Raw genomic sequence first — 13,848 nt, forward strand, 5'->3', positions numbered from 1 at the left:
CGCCGGGTCAGCCCAGCAGTTCGGCCAGCGCCCGGTCGGCGTCCAGGTACAGGTGCTCGTGGTCCTCGGGCACCAGCCGGAAGCAGGCCCGCAGGAACCGGCGCAGCTCGGCGGTCTCGAAGGCGAGCAGCGCGACCCCCTCCGCGGCCCGCAGCTCCACCGCGGTGTGCGGGCCGCGGGCCGGCCGGACGTGCACGTCGCCGATCCCGGCCGGCACCTCCAGCCCCTCGGCCAGCAGTTGCCGGGCGAACGTCCAGACCACCTCGGTGCCCCCGTCGAGCCCGGTCGGCTCGTCCAGCGAGTACGCGGCGGGGAAGGCCATCCGCACCGCCAGCGGGTCCTCGGCCCGGTACCGCAGGGCGGCCGGCAGCCCCGTGGACACCCGGCCGGACAGGATCAGCCGGGCCTGGACAACCTGCTCGACGGCGGCGCTGCGCATGACGGTCTCCCTCGGTGGTGGTGCGTACATGGACTGGGAGCGGGACGGCCGCGGTTGCTTACCGTGGCGAACGGGTGATTCGGGCCACAGTCCCGGGCGGGCGGGAAGGCGGCTGTGTCGACCCCGTCCGTCCTCCTCGGGCCGGTAGGCTAGGCGGGTTGTCCGATCGCCCGCCCGCCCGTGGGACGGGGCTGCGCCACCGCCCTGACCTGCGACGATCCCCCTCGGAGACCGTGAGTACTGCCGCCTCTTCCGACATGTCGCCGCTCTTCTCCGACGCCGGCCACCCGCACCAGCCGGTCCGCACCGCCGGGACCTCGGCCGCGGCGCACCTGTCGCCGGCCTTCCCGGGGCGGGCGCCCTGGGGCACCGCCGGCAAGCTGCGGGCCTGGCAGCAGGGCGCGCTGGACCGGTACATCGAGAAGCAGCCCCGGGACTTCATGGCGGTCGCCACCCCGGGCGCCGGCAAGACCACCTTCGCCCTGACCCTGGCCTCCTACCTGCTGCACAACCACCTGGTGCAGCAGGTGACCGTGGTCGCGCCCACCGAGCACCTGAAGAAGCAGTGGGCGGAGGCGGCCGCGCGGATAGGGATCCGGCTGGACCCGGCGTACTCCTCGGGGCCGCTGTCGAAGGAGTACCACGGCATCGTGGTCACCTACGCCGGCGTGGGCGTCAACCCGATGCTGCACCGCAACCGCACCGAGTCCCGCAAGACCCTGGTGATCATGGACGAGATCCACCACGCCGGTGACTCGAAGTCCTGGGGCGAGGCCTGCTTCGAGGCCTTCGAGCCGGCCACCCGGCGGCTCGCGCTGACCGGCACCCCGTTCCGCTCGGACACCAACCCGATCCCGTTCGTCCAGTACGAGGTCGACACCGACGGCCTGCGCAAGTCGGTGGCCGACTACACCTACGGCTACGGCCACGCGCTCGCCGACCACGTGGTGCGCCCGGTGATCTTCCTCTCGTACAGCGGCAACATGCGCTGGCGGACCAAGTCCGGCGACGAGCTGGAGGCCCGGCTCGGCGAGCCGATGACCAAGGACCTGATCGCCCAGGCCTGGCGCACCGCGCTGGCGCCGCAGGGCGAGTGGATCCCGAACGTGCTGCGGGCCGCCGACAAGCGGCTGACCGAGGTGCGCAAGGCGATCCCGGACGCCGGCGGCCTGGTGATCGCGACCGACCAGAACGTGGCCCGCGCCTACGCCAAGATGATCCGCGAGATCACCGGCCACAAGGCCACCCTGGTGCTCTCCGACGAGGCCGAGGCGTCCAAGAAGATCTCCGACTTCTCGGCCAACGACGACCGCTGGATGGTCGCGGTCCGGATGGTGTCCGAGGGCGTCGACGTGCCCCGGCTGGCGGTCGGCGTCTACGCCACCTCGATCTCCACCCCGCTCTTCTTCGCCCAGGCGGTCGGCCGCTTCGTGCGGGCCCGCAAGCGCGGCGAGACCGCCTCGGTCTTCCTCCCCTCGGTCCCGATGCTGCTCGGCTTCGCCAACGAGATGGAGCTGCAGCGCGACCACGTGCTGGACCGGCCCAAGAAGGAGGGCGACGGGCTCTTCGACGAGGAGGACCGGCTGCTCGCCGAGGCCGAGCGGGCCAACGACGGCCCGGACGGCGCCGGCGGCGAGGAGCTCTCCTACGAGGCGCTGGGCTCGGACGCGGTCTTCGACCGGGTGCTGTACAACGCCATGGAGTTCGGCATGCAGGCGCACCCGGGCTCGGAGGAGGAGGAGGAGTACCTCGGCATCCCGGGCCTGCTGGAGCCGGACCAGGTGCACCTGCTGCTGCAGAAGCGGCAGAGCCGGCAGATCCAGCGCTCCAAGGCCAAGCCGGCCGACCAGGCCGACCTGCTGGAACTGCCGGCCGAGCAGCGCCCGGTGGTGACCCATCAGGAGCTGCGCGAGCTGCGCAAGGAGCTGAACGGGCTGGTGGCCGCCTGGCACCACCGGACCAACCAGCCGCACGGCACGATCCACAACGAGCTGCGCCGCCAGTGCGGCGGTCCGCTGACCGCGCAGGCCACCGTCAACCAGCTCAAGGCCCGGATCGCCAAGGTCCGCGAGTGGGCCCGCTGACCGGCTCCCGCTGACCCGGTCCGGTGCGCCGGACCGGGGGCCGGGTGGGGGCGCTCGCCGGCGCGCGGGGCGGTGTGCGCGGACCACCGCCGTGCTCCGCTTCGTACCCGCCCGTCGCGCCCGGTCCGGCGGGACGGGGCGCCGCGGACCGGTGGAACGGATCGGCCCCCGGGTGTCCGCTACCCGGAGTCGGTGAGTTTTCCGGTGCTTCGTACGCCTGCGAAATGGCGGCCAATGCCCGGATTGGTCCGAATTCAAAAAATCGATCATGACCGAATTTTGGACAACCACTTCCGTAGCGCCGAAACAGTTACTACTTTTCCTGCACGCTCTTCTCGTAGGCACGACCTCCGACCGGAGTGCGCATGGCCGGCGTGCCGAAGGCGACGCAGCCGGCTCAGCCGCGTCCACCACCCCTGCGCGCGTCTTCCCGACCCGCGCCGGCCCCGCCGGCCGGACGACCGCCGCGGAAAGGAAAGCGTCGTGACCGCCGAGACCTCCCAGACCCTGGATCGCGGTATCCGGGTACTGAAACTGCTGGCCGACTCCGAGCGCGGCCTGACGGTGACCGAGCTGGCCGCCAGACTCGCCGTCAACCGCACCGTCGTGTACCGCCTGCTGGCCACCCTGGAGCAGCACGGGCTGGTCCGCCGCGACATCGGCGGCCGGGCCCGGGTGGGCCTGGGCGTGCTGCGGCTGTCCCAGCGGGTGCACCCGCTGCTGCGCGAGGCCGCGCTGCCCGCGCTGCGCAGCCTCGCCGAGGACCTGGGCGCCACCGCGCACCTGACCCTGGTGGACGGCACCGAGGCGCTCGCGGTGGCCGTGGTGGAGCCCAGCTGGACCGACTTCCACGTGGCCTACCGGACCGGCCTGCGCCACCCGCTGGACGAGAGCGCGGCCGGCAAGGCGATCCTGGAGGCCCGCAAGTTCCCCGGCCAGCGCCGGCCCGAGCAGGGTTTCGTGATCACCCGTGCGGAGGAGCAGTCCGGTGCCAGCGGCGCGGCCGCGGCGCTGATCGGACTGAGCGGGATCGAGGGCAGCGTGGGCGTGGTGATGCTCAACGGCCTGGTGCCCGAGCGGGTCGGCCCGCGCGTGGTGGAGGCGGCCACCGAGGTGGCGGACGCACTGCGCTGAACCCGGGTGTGTTTGGATTCGCTCTGTGCCCGCTGAATCGACTCCGACCACCGACGCCAGGCCCGCCCGCCGGCTGACCCCGCGCCACCGGGCGCTGGCCCTGTGCGCCGTGGTGCTGGCCGTGCTCTTCGTGGTGGCCGGGTTGGCCCCGCTGCCGTTCACCAGGACCTGGCCGGGGGCCACCGCCGACGCGCTGGGCAGCTACCAGGGCCACCAGGTGGTCACCATCACCGGTGCCACGGTGCGCCCGACCAGCGGGGCGCTGCGGATCACCACGATCCTGGCCACCGGGCCGCAGGAGTCGATCAGCCTGAAGCAGGCGGTGGAGGGCTGGCTGGACCCGAAGGTGGCGGTGCTGCCGCGGGACAGCGTGTACCCGCAGGGCAACCTGACCCAGGCGCAGCAGCAGATGACGCAGGCCCAGGACAGCGCCACCACGGTCGCGCTGAACTACCTCCACCTGTCGCCGGACCAGGTCAAGGTGACGGTGGACCTGGGCGACATCGGCGGGCCGAGCGGCGGTCAGCTGCTCAGCCTGGCGATCATCGACAAGCTGGCCGGCGACGGCCACGGCGGCGACCTGACCGGCGGGCGCAACATCGCGGGCACCGGCACCATCGACGACAGCGGCACCATCGGCGCGGTCGGCGGGGTGGCGCTGAAGACCCAGGCGGCGGCGCGGGACGGGGCCACCGTCTTCCTGGTGCCGCGCGGGGAGTGCGCGGACGCCAAGGTGAACACCCCCGCCCACCTCCAGCTGATCCCGGTCAGCACGCTGAACGACGCGCTCAGCTCGCTGGCCGCGCTGCGGGCCGGCCAGCAGGTCCCGGCCTGCTGACCCGGCCGCGCCGCCGCTACTCCGCGGCGGCCTGGGCCACCAGCGGCAGCACCCGGTAGGGCACCGGGTTCTCCAGCGCGATCGCGGTGGCCGCCCGGACGATCCCGTCGAAGCCCACCACCTTGTCGATCACCCGCTGCAGGTCGGCGTTGGACCGGGCCACGATCCGGCAGAGCATGTCGCCCTGCCCGGTGATGGTGTGCAGCTCCAGCACCTCGGGCACCGACGCCAGGTGGGCCCGCACGTCGGCGCCCTGGCCCTGGGAGATCTCCAGGGTGGCGAAGGCGGTGACCGGGTAGCCGAGCGCCGCCGGGTCCACCTCGGGGCCGAAGCCGCCGACCACGCCGCGGGCCCGCAGCCGGTCCAGCCGGGCCTGCACGGTGCCGCGGGCGACCTGGAGGCGGCGCGAGCACTCCAGCACCCCGATCCGGGGCTCCTCGGCCAGCAGGGCGATCAGGGCGCCGTCCAGGGCGTCGATCGGGGAGTTCGGCATCGGGGCCCCTTCACTGTGCAGACTGTCCAGTCGACGCCGGAATTGTCCCGCCGGACGGCGCAGGTTGACCAGGGCAAAATGGAACTGTTGCGCACGGATGTGAGGCGCGCCACGCTCTGGCCACGACCCCGTGGGGAGGGCCCCACACCGAGCCACGGGGCCCCGGCCCCACGACCCCGGGGCACCCGGTCCCGCGCCCTACAGGGAGGCCGTCATGACCGACACCAGCGCCGCGTCCGTCCCCGTCCACGCGGGACAGGCCGATCCCTTCCCGGTGAAGGGGATGGACGCCGTGGAGTTCGCGGTCGGCAACGCCAAACAGGCCGCCCACTACTACTCCACCGCCTTCGGCATGAAGTGCACCGCCTACCGCGGCCCGGAGACCGGCTCCCGGGAGACCGCGGGCTACGTGCTGGAGTCCGGCGGCGCGCGCTTCGTCCTCACCTCGGTGGTCAAGGCCGCCACCGAACGCGGCAGGTTCCTCGAGCAGCACGTCGCGGAGCACGGCGACGGCGTGGTCGACCTGGCCATCGGGGTGCCGGACGTGCCGGCGGCCTACGCGTACGCGGTCGGGCACGGCGCCACCGGCCTGACCGAACCGCAGGAGCTGTCCGACGAGCACGGCACCGTGGTGGTCGCCGCGATCGCCACCTACGGCCGGACCCGGCACAGCCTGGTGGACCGCTCCCGGTACAGCGGCCCGTACCTGCCCGGCTACGTGGCCCGCGGGCCGATCGTCGAGCCGCCGGCCACCCGCAACTTCCAGGCGATCGACCACTGCGTCGGCAACGTCGAGCTCGGCCGGATGAACGCGTGGGTGTCGTTCTACCACCGGGTCATGGGCTTCACGAACATGAAGGAGTTCGTCGGCGACGACATCGCCACCGAGTACTCCGCACTGATGTCCAAGGTGGTGGCCGACGGCACCCGCAAGGTGAAGTTCCCGCTCAACGAGCCGGCCGTCGGAAAGAAGAAGTCGCAGATCGACGAGTACCTGGAGTTCTACGGCGGCCCGGGCGTCCAGCACATCGCGCTGGCCACCGGCGACATCGTCCGGACGGTCCGTCAGATGCGCGCCGCCGGCGTCGAGTTCCTGGACACCCCGGACAGCTACTACGACACCCTGGGCGACTGGGTGGGCGACACCCGGGTGCCGGTCGAGGTGCTGCGGGACCTGAGGATCCTGGCCGACCGCGACGAGGACGGCTACCTGCTGCAGATCTTCACCAAGCCGGTGCAGGACCGGCCGACCGTCTTCTTCGAGATGATCGAGCGGCACGGTTCGATGGGCTTCGGCAAGGGCAACTTCAAGGCCCTGTTCGAGGCGATCGAGCGCGAGCAGGCCAAGCGCGGCAACCTCTGACGCCGTCGCCGCGGCGCGGCCCCGGGCCCCGTCCGGCCCGGGGCCGCCGACGTCGGCGGGCGCCTCAGCGGACCACGGTCTGCACGTCCGGCGGATGCCCGTTCCAGGTGACGAAGACCGAGTTGGTCGCGCCGTCCTTGGAGAAGTCGATCCGCATCCACTGGTCGCCGTTCCACATCTGCATCTGCCAGCCGGCGTCCGGGGTGGCCGAGACCAGCTCGGCCCGGTCCGGGTGCTCGTCCAGCGCCACCCGGCCGCCGGGCACCAGGTAGCTGTGCACGGTGCTCGCCTGGGTCTGCGCCTGGGTCTGCGGTTGGCCGGTGGTCGGCGCGGCGGTGCTGCGCCGGGCCGCCGGGGAGGTGCGCGCCGGGCTGGGGCTCGGCGCGTCGGCGGCCGGGGAGCCGGCCGGTGCGCTGGGCACGGCGGCGTCCGCCGGGTCCTGGCCGGAGCCGACCGAGGCCACCGGCGCGGCCGAGCCGGGCAGCGGCAGCGCGCCGGGCGGCTCGAAGGCGGCGTCCGAGAGCACCGAGCTGACGCCGAGCCAGGACAGCACCACCGCTGCCGTGGTGGCCACCGCCCAGGCGCCCGTCTGAACCAGTCCGCTTCGCATCGTGCGGACATCCTGCCGCATCCCTCCCACGGGCAGGTCAGCGCCCCGGCCCCGCCGCCCGCAAGGCCTGGTGCGGGCGGCGGAAAATGGTCAGGGTTCTTGCGAAATTCCGCGATGCCGTACCGTGCAGCCCCATGGCTACAGTCCTGGTGGTCGAGGACGACCCGTTCGTCCGTTCGGCCCTGATCCGCCACCTGTCCGAGTCGGGCCACGCGGTTCGCAGCGTGGGCACCGCGCTGGAGGCGCTGCGCGAGGTCGCCCAGGTCGGCTGCGACCTGGTGATCCTCGACCTCGGGCTGCCCGACCTGGACGGCAGCGAGGCGCTGAAGATGATCCGAGGCCTGACCAACGTCCCGGTGATCATCTCCACCGCGCGCGACGACGAGGCCGAGATCGTCCGGCTGCTCAACGACGGCGCCGACGACTACCTGGTCAAGCCCTTCTCCGGCGAGCACCTGACGGCCCGGATGGCCGCGGTGCTGCGCCGGCTCGGCGGCGGCACGGCCCCGCCGGCGCCGGTGCTGCGGGTCGGCGGCCTGGCGATCGACGTGCAGCGGCGCGAGGCGCTGCTGGACGGCCGCACGCTGGACCTGACCCGCCGTGAGTTCGACCTGCTCTCCTTCCTGGCCGCCCGGCCGGGCGTGGTGGTGCCGCGCAAGGAGATCCTGGCCGAGGTCTGGCGGCAGACCTACGGCGGCGACCAGACCATCGACGTGCACCTGTCCTGGCTGCGCCGCAAGCTCGGCGAGACCGCCTCCAGCCCGCGCTACCTGCACACGGTGCGCGGCGTCGGCGTCCGCCTGGAGGCCCCGACCGCACTGGCGGAGCCGCGGCCGTGACCGCGCGCGGCGGTGCACGGGGGGAGCCGCCGGCCCAGCGGCGCGCGAGTTCGCTGCGCTGGGCGCTGGTCAAGGCCGCGGTGGCCGGCACCACGATGGTGGCGCTGGCCTTCCTGATCCCGCTCGGCCTGATGGTGCAGAAGACCGCCCGGGACCGGGCGTTCACCGCCGCCGACCGGCAGGCCGCCGCGCTCGGTCCGGCGCTGGCGATCACCACCGACCAGGACTCGCTGGCCCGCGCGCTGGCCAGCACCGAGGCGGGCGCGCAGGGCCGGATCGCGGTCCACCTGCCGCCGGCCGCGGCCAGCAACGAGACCGAGGGCCCGATCGTGGGCAGCGTCCGGGCCAACCCGGCCGACATCACCGCCGCCACCGACCAGGGCCGGGTGCTCACCGTCCAGGTGCCCGGCGGCTACGCCCGGCTGCAGCCGGTGGCGGTGGACAGCAACCGGATCGCGGTGGTCGAGGTCTACGTGGCCGAGGCCGACCTGACCCGCGGGGTGGCCGGCGCCTGGCTGGTGCTCTCGCTGGTGGCGCTCGGCCTGGTGCTGATCGCGGTGCTGGTGGCCGACCGGATGGGCGCGCGGATCGTCCGCTCGGCGCGCCGGCTGGCCGCGGCGGCCCGGGCACTGGGCGCCGGCGAGCTCGCCGTCCGGGTGCCGGTGGAGGGCCGGCAGGTCGAGGGCACACCGGCCGAACTGCAGGAGGCGGCCACCGCGTTCAACGCGATGGCCGACCGGGTGGTGCACCTGCTGGCCGCCGAGCGGGAGCTGGCCGCCGACCTGTCGCACCGGCTGCGCACCCCGCTGACGGTGCTGCGGCTGAACGCCGCCTCGCTCGGCGACGGGGACGCGGCCGACGCCACCCGGCACGCGGTGGCCCAACTGGAGCGCGAGGTGGACCAGATCATCCGCTCCGCCCGCCGGGCGCCGGGCGACGCCCCGGCCGTCACGGTGGGCTGCGACGCGGCCGAGGTGATCCGCGAGCGGGTCGGCTTCTGGTCCGCGCTGGCCGAGGACGAGGGCCGGGCCTGGCGGCTGCACGGCGCCGAGACGCCCGCGCCGGTGCCGGTGCAGCGCGGCGACCTGGCGGCGGCGGTGGACGCGCTGCTGGGCAACGTGTTCCGGCACACCGCGATCGGCACCGCCTTCTCGGTGGACGTCACGGCCACCGAGCGCGCGGTGATCGTGCTGGTCGGCGACGCGGGGGCGGGCTTCGCCGACCCGTCGACCGCGTTGCGCCGGGGCGAGGGGCACGGCGGCGAGGGGTCCACCGGCCTGGGCCTGGACATCGTGCGCAAGCTGGCCGAGGCGGCCGGCGGCGACCTGGCGCTCGGGCGCTCGGCCGGCCTGGGCGGGGCCGAGATCCGGCTGCGGTTGGCCACCGGCGCGGTGCCCGCGCAGGGCGCCGGCGCCCGCCGACTGGGCCGCGGCAGAAAGCGCTCCCCCGAGGCGGGACCGGCTCTTCCTTAACGAGGGCCTAAGGGACGGATACCCCTGCCTGAGCAGGCGATTCGGGCCCGGGTCGGGCCGCTAGCGTCAGCGGCGCCGGAGCGTGGGCGCCCGGCCTCCCCGACCCCCTGCCCCTTGGAGCGCGACGATGACCAAGCAATCCACCCGCCGGGCCGGCCACCGCCGGCGCAGCCGCAAGGGCACCCTGATCGGCGCCGGCGTGGCCGCTACGGCCGTACTGGCCGGCTCGGTGGCGGTGTTCGCCGCCAGCGCCAGCGCCGCCTCACTGGGCGCCGTCTACAGCCGCACCAGCACCTGGGACAGCGGTTACACCGGCCAGTACCTGGTCAGCAACGGCGACTCGGGCACCATCAACGGCTGGACGCTCAGCTTCGACCTGCCGAGCGGCGCCACCATCGGCTCGCTGTGGAACGGCACCTTCACCGCCACCGGCCAGCACGTGGTGGTCAAGCCCGCCTCCTGGAACCAGCAGATCGGCGCCGGGCAGAGCGTGGACGTGGGCTTCGTGGTGCAGGGCGCCGGCGCGGCCCAGGCGGAGCCGGGCAACTGCCTGATCAACGGTGCGTCGTGCAAGGCCGGCACCGGCCCCACCCCGGTCCCGTCCGGCCGCCCCACCGGCGCGCCGACCCCCGTGCCGTCCCCCTCCGCCAGCGCCCCCGCCACCAGCGCCAGGCCCACTCCGGCGCCGACCAGCGCCAAGCCCACCCCGGCGCCGACCAGCGCCGCCCCGAGCCCGACCGGCACCCCGGTCCCCGTCCCGGCCGGCGGCGCGGGCTTCGCCCCCTACGTGGACACCTCGCTCTACCCGGCCTACGACCTGGTGGCCACCGCCAAGGCGACCGGCGTGAAGCACTACACCCTGGCCTTCGTGGTCAGCGGCGGCGGCTGCGTGCCCAAGTGGGGCGGGGTCACCGACCTGGCCAGTGACGCGGTCGCCGGGCAGATCGGCGCGCTGCGGGCGATCGGCGGCGACGTCCGGGTCTCCTTCGGCGGCGCCAACGGCAGCGAGCTGGCCACCGCCTGCTCCTCGGCCGACCAGCTGGCCGCCGCCTACCAGCAGGCGGTCGACGCCTACGGCCTGACCAGGATCGACTTCGACGTGGAGGGCGGCGCGCTCGCCGACACGGCCGCCAACACCCGCCGCGACCAGGCCATCGCCCAGCTGCAGCAGACCGCCGCGGGCAAGGGCCGCAGCCTGGACGTCTCCTTCACGCTGCCCGCGCTGCCCACCGGCCTGACCCAGGACGGCATCAACCTGGTCAGCGGCGCGAAGGCGGCCGGGGTCAAGGTCGGCGCGGTCAACATCATGGCGATGGACTTCGGCGACGGCGTGGCGCCCAACCCCGCCGGCCGGATGGGCAGCTACGCGATCGACGCGGCCACCGCCACCCAGGCCCAGGTCAAGAGCGTGCTCGGACTGGGCGACGCGGACGCCTGGGCCAAGGTCGCGGTCACCCCGATGATCGGCGTCAACGACGTGGCCAGCGAGGTCTTCACGGTGGCCGACGCCCGGCAGCTGGCCGCCTTCGCGAGCGGCAAGCACCTGGCCTGGCTGGCCATGTGGTCCGGCACCCGGGACAAGGCCTGCGCCGGCGGCGCCAAGGGCTACGCGGACGCCACCTGCAGCAGCATCGACCAGCAGCCGCTGGACTTCACCAAGGCGCTGGGCGCCTACACGGGCTGAGCACGACCGGGGTCGGCCGGCCGGGGGACACGGACCCGGCCGGCCGGCCCCGGGTTTTCGGTCCCGTCGTCCCCAGGCTGTGGACGGGTCGCTCGGGTATGGTCGATGGCTGGTCGGCCGAGTCCGGCGGACGGGTCGGCGGGACGGAGCGGGCAGTGACAACGGTGCAACAGGAACGGCGGTCGACCACCGCCGTCCGCGGGGTGCGCGAGGCCGTCCGGCAGGCCCCCCGGCGCCAGCTGCGCACCGCGCTGCTGATCTCGCTCGGCTCCCTGCTGGCCTACGCGGTGGTGCGCCACTTCATCGGCACCTCGATGGTCGACATGATCGTCTACCGGGCCGAGGGCGCGGCCGTGGCGAGCGGGCACGACCTGTACGCGCTGCGGGTCACCCGGTGGAACCTGCCGGCCACCTACCCGCCGTTCGCGGCGATGCTCTTCGTGCCGACCACCTGGTTCCCGGTGCCGTTCCTGCGGATCGCGATCACGCTGGCCAACCTGGCGCTGCTCGGGCTCACCGCGCTGCTCTCGTTCCGGCTGGTCGGCTGGCCGCGCAAGGAGCTGCGGCCGGCCGGCGTGGTGCTGGTGGCCGGGCTGGGCGTCTGGCTGGAGCCGGTCTTCACCACGCTGCGCTACGGCCAGATCAACCTGATCCTGATCTGCCTGGTGCTCTGGGACCTGACCACGCCCGACAGCCGCAAGTGGAAGGGCATCGGGATCGGCATCGCGGCCGGCATGAAGCTCACCCCCGGCTTCTTCGCCGTCTACCTGCTGCTGACCGGCCGGATCCGGGCCGCGCTGGTGGCCGGGGGCACGTTCCTGGCGACCTTCGCCCTGGGCGCCCTGGTGCTGCCGGACGCCACCTGGGGCTTCTGGACCAAGTACCTCTACGACTCCTCCCGGGTCGGCAAGACCGAGATCGTCGACAACCAGTCGCTGCGCGGCGTCCTCGCCCGCTTCCTGCACCTGGCCAACCCCGGCGGCACCGCCACGGTCGCCGCCGCGCTGGTCGCGCTGGCGGGCCTGGCGATCGCCGTGGCCACCTACCGCAGCGCCCGCTGGGTGCCGAGGGCCGAGGCCTGGGGGATCTGCTGCGCCGCCGTCACCGCGCTGCTGATCTCGCCGATCAGCTGGACCCACCACTGGGTCTGGTGCGTGCCGCTGCTGGTGCTGCTGGCCGCCGAGGCCGCGGACGAGCGGGCCCGGCCGCCGGCGGTGCGCCGGCGGCGGTGGCGGACGGTGTTCTGGCTGACGGTGCTGGGCTTCTGCTCCTTCTCCATGTGGCTGGTGCCGCACAAGGGCATCACCAACCTGCAGATGAACCTGTTCAAGCAGCTCCCGGCCGGGATGTACCCGTGGATCGGGCTCTGCTTCCTGGCGGTGGCGGCGGTCCGGCTGCGCTCGCGGCGGCGGGCGGCCGGGCTGCCGCTGGTGCCGCGCCAGCGCGGGCGGGAGCTGACCGGGGCCGGGCGGTAGCGCGCCACCCGGTCAGGCCAGCAGTTCGGCGAGCGAGCCGTCCAGGTCCAGCACGGTCAGCTCGCTGCCCGGCGGCACCAGGCGGTGGCAGCGCTCCAGCCAGGCCGCCACGGCGGCCAGCGGTGCCTCCAGCAGCGCGTCCCCGCCCGGCGAGGTGAGCGCCAGGCAGAGCACGCTGCGCCGGCCGGCGGCGGCGCCGGCCGCGGACTGCGGCACGGCCGGCCAGATCCGCACGTCCCCCCGCCCGCACGGGCGGAAGGTGCCCTCCACCAGCAGCTCGCGGGAGAACACCCAGGTGACCGGGGTGCCGGTGTCCAGGTGGAACGTGATGTGCACGGCGAACGGGTCGTGGCTGCTGTAGGAGAGCCGGGCGGGGACGGGGACGCTGCGCTCCGGGGAGAGCACCAGCTTCAGTTCGAGTTCGTGCTCCACCACGCTCGTGCGGCTGTCCATGACGGCGGTCCTCTCGGGTCGGTCGGCTGCCCCTGCGGGGCGGTACGACCGGAGAGAGCGGGTGCGGCCCGGACTCTTACACGGGTTCCGGCGGGTTTCCGGGATTCTGCCGCGCCGCAGTGGTGCGCGACCGGTGCGGGGCGCGCGGCGCAGGCCGCGCGCGGACGGCGCGGGCGGTACGCGGGTACACCCCGGCCCCAGCCAAGCGGCTGCGGGGCCCCGGTGTCCCCGGAACGGCGAAGTCCGGCCCAAGTTCCGGCGTGGACCCCGCGGAGGGGCTACCCTTTGTGACTGCCCGGCGACGTGGCGTGCGCCCAGCCGGATGCTCCGAGGCTCCCAGGAGAGTGGATCTGCATGCCGGACCAGTCGATGCCGAGCTCGGACACCGCCGTGGTGCCCGAGCCGGGCTACTACCCCGACCCGTCGGTGCCGGGCTTCGTCCGCTACTGGAACGGCGGCGCCTGGGTCCCCGGCACCAGCCGCCCGGCGCCGGCCGCCGGCGAGGTGCTGGCCGCGCCCCGGTTCGCGGCGCGGGCGGCGGCGGGGCCGGTGGGCGGGCGGTACATCCCGCCGCCGGTGGTGGTCCGCGAGCCGGTCGCCGAGCCGGCGCCCGCGGTGGTGGCCGGGCCGGAGACCGGGCCGGTGTTCCTGGACGAGACGGCGGCCGGGGCGGTGCTGATCCGGGGCGAGGAGACGGGCCTGCGGCCCGGTTGGGCGGACCCGCGGGCACAGCCGGGCCTGTTGGAGACCGGGGGCGTGTCGCGGGTGTCGTGGGGAGCGGCGGCGCCGCCGGTGGCGGAGCCCGTGCCGGCGGCCCCGGTCGAGCCTTTCGTCGAGTCGCGGATCGAGCCGCGGGTCGAGTCGCGGGTCGAGTCGCGGATCGACCCGCTGGTGGATCCCGCGCCGGCGGCGGTCCCGGCGCCCGCGGTGCACGCGCCGGTGGTGCCTGCTCCGGCGTCCGCCG

The 13,848-nt window shown here is 74.4% G+C and carries 13 protein-coding genes; 9 read left to right on the forward strand and 4 right to left on the reverse strand.

The window, feature by feature from the left end; all coding sequences use genetic code 11:
• Positions 1–7: 7 nt before the first annotated feature.
• Positions 8–439 carry an SsgA family sporulation/cell division regulator gene (locus ACFW1A_RS29375; RefSeq protein WP_380413933.1) on the reverse strand — a complete coding sequence of 144 codons (432 nt, stop codon included), beginning with the start codon at positions 437–439 and terminating at the stop codon, positions 8–10.
• Positions 440–696: 257 nt separating this feature from the next.
• Here ACFW1A_RS29375 and ACFW1A_RS29380 point away from each other — a divergent pair, with 257 nt between their 5' ends.
• The 3 genes from ACFW1A_RS29380 to ACFW1A_RS29390 all read left to right on the forward strand — a co-directional run bounded on the left by ACFW1A_RS29380 (position 697) and on the right by ACFW1A_RS29390 (position 4,495).
• On the forward strand, positions 697–2,523 hold the full coding sequence (locus tag ACFW1A_RS29380) for a DEAD/DEAH box helicase (RefSeq protein WP_380413961.1): 1,827 nt from the start codon (positions 697–699) through the stop codon (positions 2,521–2,523).
• Positions 2,524–3,006: 483 nt separating this feature from the next.
• Positions 3,007–3,657 (forward strand): IclR family transcriptional regulator, encoded by a 651-nt coding sequence (locus tag ACFW1A_RS29385; protein WP_380413936.1) that lies wholly within the window; start codon positions 3,007–3,009, stop codon positions 3,655–3,657.
• A gap of 25 nt (positions 3,658–3,682) precedes the next feature.
• Positions 3,683–4,495 carry a S16 family serine protease gene (locus tag ACFW1A_RS29390; RefSeq protein WP_380413941.1) on the forward strand — a complete coding sequence of 271 codons (813 nt, stop codon included), beginning with the start codon at positions 3,683–3,685 and terminating at the stop codon, positions 4,493–4,495.
• A gap of 16 nt (positions 4,496–4,511) precedes the next feature.
• Here the strand turns inward: ACFW1A_RS29390 and ACFW1A_RS29395 are convergent, their stop codons facing one another.
• Positions 4,512–4,988 carry an Lrp/AsnC family transcriptional regulator gene (locus tag ACFW1A_RS29395; protein ID WP_380413943.1) on the reverse strand — a complete coding sequence of 159 codons (477 nt, stop codon included), beginning with the start codon at positions 4,986–4,988 and terminating at the stop codon, positions 4,512–4,514.
• Positions 4,989–5,202: 214 nt separating this feature from the next.
• On the opposite strand from ACFW1A_RS29395, the gene hppD reads away from it, so the two are divergent.
• Positions 5,203–6,351 (forward strand): 4-hydroxyphenylpyruvate dioxygenase, encoded by a 1,149-nt coding sequence (gene hppD / locus ACFW1A_RS29400; RefSeq protein WP_380413946.1) that lies wholly within the window; start codon positions 5,203–5,205, stop codon positions 6,349–6,351.
• A gap of 64 nt (positions 6,352–6,415) precedes the next feature.
• Here the strand turns inward: hppD and ACFW1A_RS29405 are convergent, their stop codons facing one another.
• Positions 6,416–6,961 carry a hypothetical protein gene (locus ACFW1A_RS29405; RefSeq protein WP_380413949.1) on the reverse strand — a complete coding sequence of 182 codons (546 nt, stop codon included), beginning with the start codon at positions 6,959–6,961 and terminating at the stop codon, positions 6,416–6,418.
• Positions 6,962–7,095: 134 nt separating this feature from the next.
• Between ACFW1A_RS29405 and ACFW1A_RS29410 the strand changes: the two genes are divergently transcribed.
• The 4 genes from ACFW1A_RS29410 to ACFW1A_RS29425 all read left to right on the forward strand — a co-directional run bounded on the left by ACFW1A_RS29410 (position 7,096) and on the right by ACFW1A_RS29425 (position 12,431).
• Positions 7,096–7,800: a response regulator transcription factor gene (locus tag ACFW1A_RS29410; protein ID WP_380413951.1), complete on the forward strand. Its 705-nt coding sequence runs from the start codon at positions 7,096–7,098 to the stop codon at positions 7,798–7,800.
• 53 nt (positions 7,801–7,853) lie between these two features.
• Positions 7,854–9,272, forward strand: a complete 1,419-nt coding sequence (locus tag ACFW1A_RS29415; RefSeq protein WP_380413963.1) for a sensor histidine kinase — start codon at positions 7,854–7,856, stop codon at positions 9,270–9,272.
• 127 nt (positions 9,273–9,399) lie between these two features.
• The gene (locus tag ACFW1A_RS29420; protein WP_380413953.1) at positions 9,400–10,956 is read left to right on the forward strand and encodes a cellulose binding domain-containing protein; all 1,557 of its coding nucleotides are present in this window, start codon (positions 9,400–9,402) and stop codon (positions 10,954–10,956) included.
• A gap of 155 nt (positions 10,957–11,111) precedes the next feature.
• Positions 11,112–12,431: a glycosyltransferase 87 family protein gene (locus ACFW1A_RS29425; RefSeq protein WP_380413955.1), complete on the forward strand. Its 1,320-nt coding sequence runs from the start codon at positions 11,112–11,114 to the stop codon at positions 12,429–12,431.
• A 12-nt stretch (positions 12,432–12,443) separates the two neighbouring features.
• Here the strand turns inward: ACFW1A_RS29425 and ACFW1A_RS29430 are convergent, their stop codons facing one another.
• The gene (locus ACFW1A_RS29430) at positions 12,444–12,884 is read right to left on the reverse strand and encodes an SsgA family sporulation/cell division regulator (RefSeq protein WP_380413957.1); all 441 of its coding nucleotides are present in this window, start codon (positions 12,882–12,884) and stop codon (positions 12,444–12,446) included.
• 354 nt (positions 12,885–13,238) lie between these two features.
• Here ACFW1A_RS29430 and ACFW1A_RS29435 point away from each other — a divergent pair.
• Positions 13,239–13,848 (forward strand): DUF2510 domain-containing protein (locus ACFW1A_RS29435; RefSeq protein WP_380413959.1); only part of this gene is annotated, 610 nt, incomplete at its 3' end.

The sequence above is a fragment of the Kitasatospora sp. NPDC058965 genome (assembly GCF_042741245.1).
Classification (GTDB): Bacteria; Actinomycetota; Actinomycetes; order Streptomycetales; family Streptomycetaceae; genus Kitasatospora.

Coding starts and splice junctions, on each gene's coding strand:
- hppD (WP_380413946.1), top strand. CDS start 5,203: ATGACCGACACCAGCGCCGCGTCCGTCCCCGTCCACGCGGGACAGGCC.
- ACFW1A_RS29375 (WP_380413933.1), bottom strand. CDS start 439: ATGCGCAGCGCCGCCGTCGAGCAGGTTGTCCAGGCCCGGCTGATCCTG.
- ACFW1A_RS29380 (WP_380413961.1), top strand. CDS start 697: ATGTCGCCGCTCTTCTCCGACGCCGGCCACCCGCACCAGCCGGTCCGC.
- ACFW1A_RS29395 (WP_380413943.1), bottom strand. CDS start 4,988: ATGCCGAACTCCCCGATCGACGCCCTGGACGGCGCCCTGATCGCCCTG.
- ACFW1A_RS29430 (WP_380413957.1), bottom strand. CDS start 12,884: ATGGACAGCCGCACGAGCGTGGTGGAGCACGAACTCGAACTGAAGCTG.
- ACFW1A_RS29420 (WP_380413953.1), top strand. CDS start 9,400: ATGACCAAGCAATCCACCCGCCGGGCCGGCCACCGCCGGCGCAGCCGC.
- ACFW1A_RS29405 (WP_380413949.1), bottom strand. CDS start 6,961: ATGCGAAGCGGACTGGTTCAGACGGGCGCCTGGGCGGTGGCCACCACG.
- ACFW1A_RS29410 (WP_380413951.1), top strand. CDS start 7,096: ATGGCTACAGTCCTGGTGGTCGAGGACGACCCGTTCGTCCGTTCGGCC.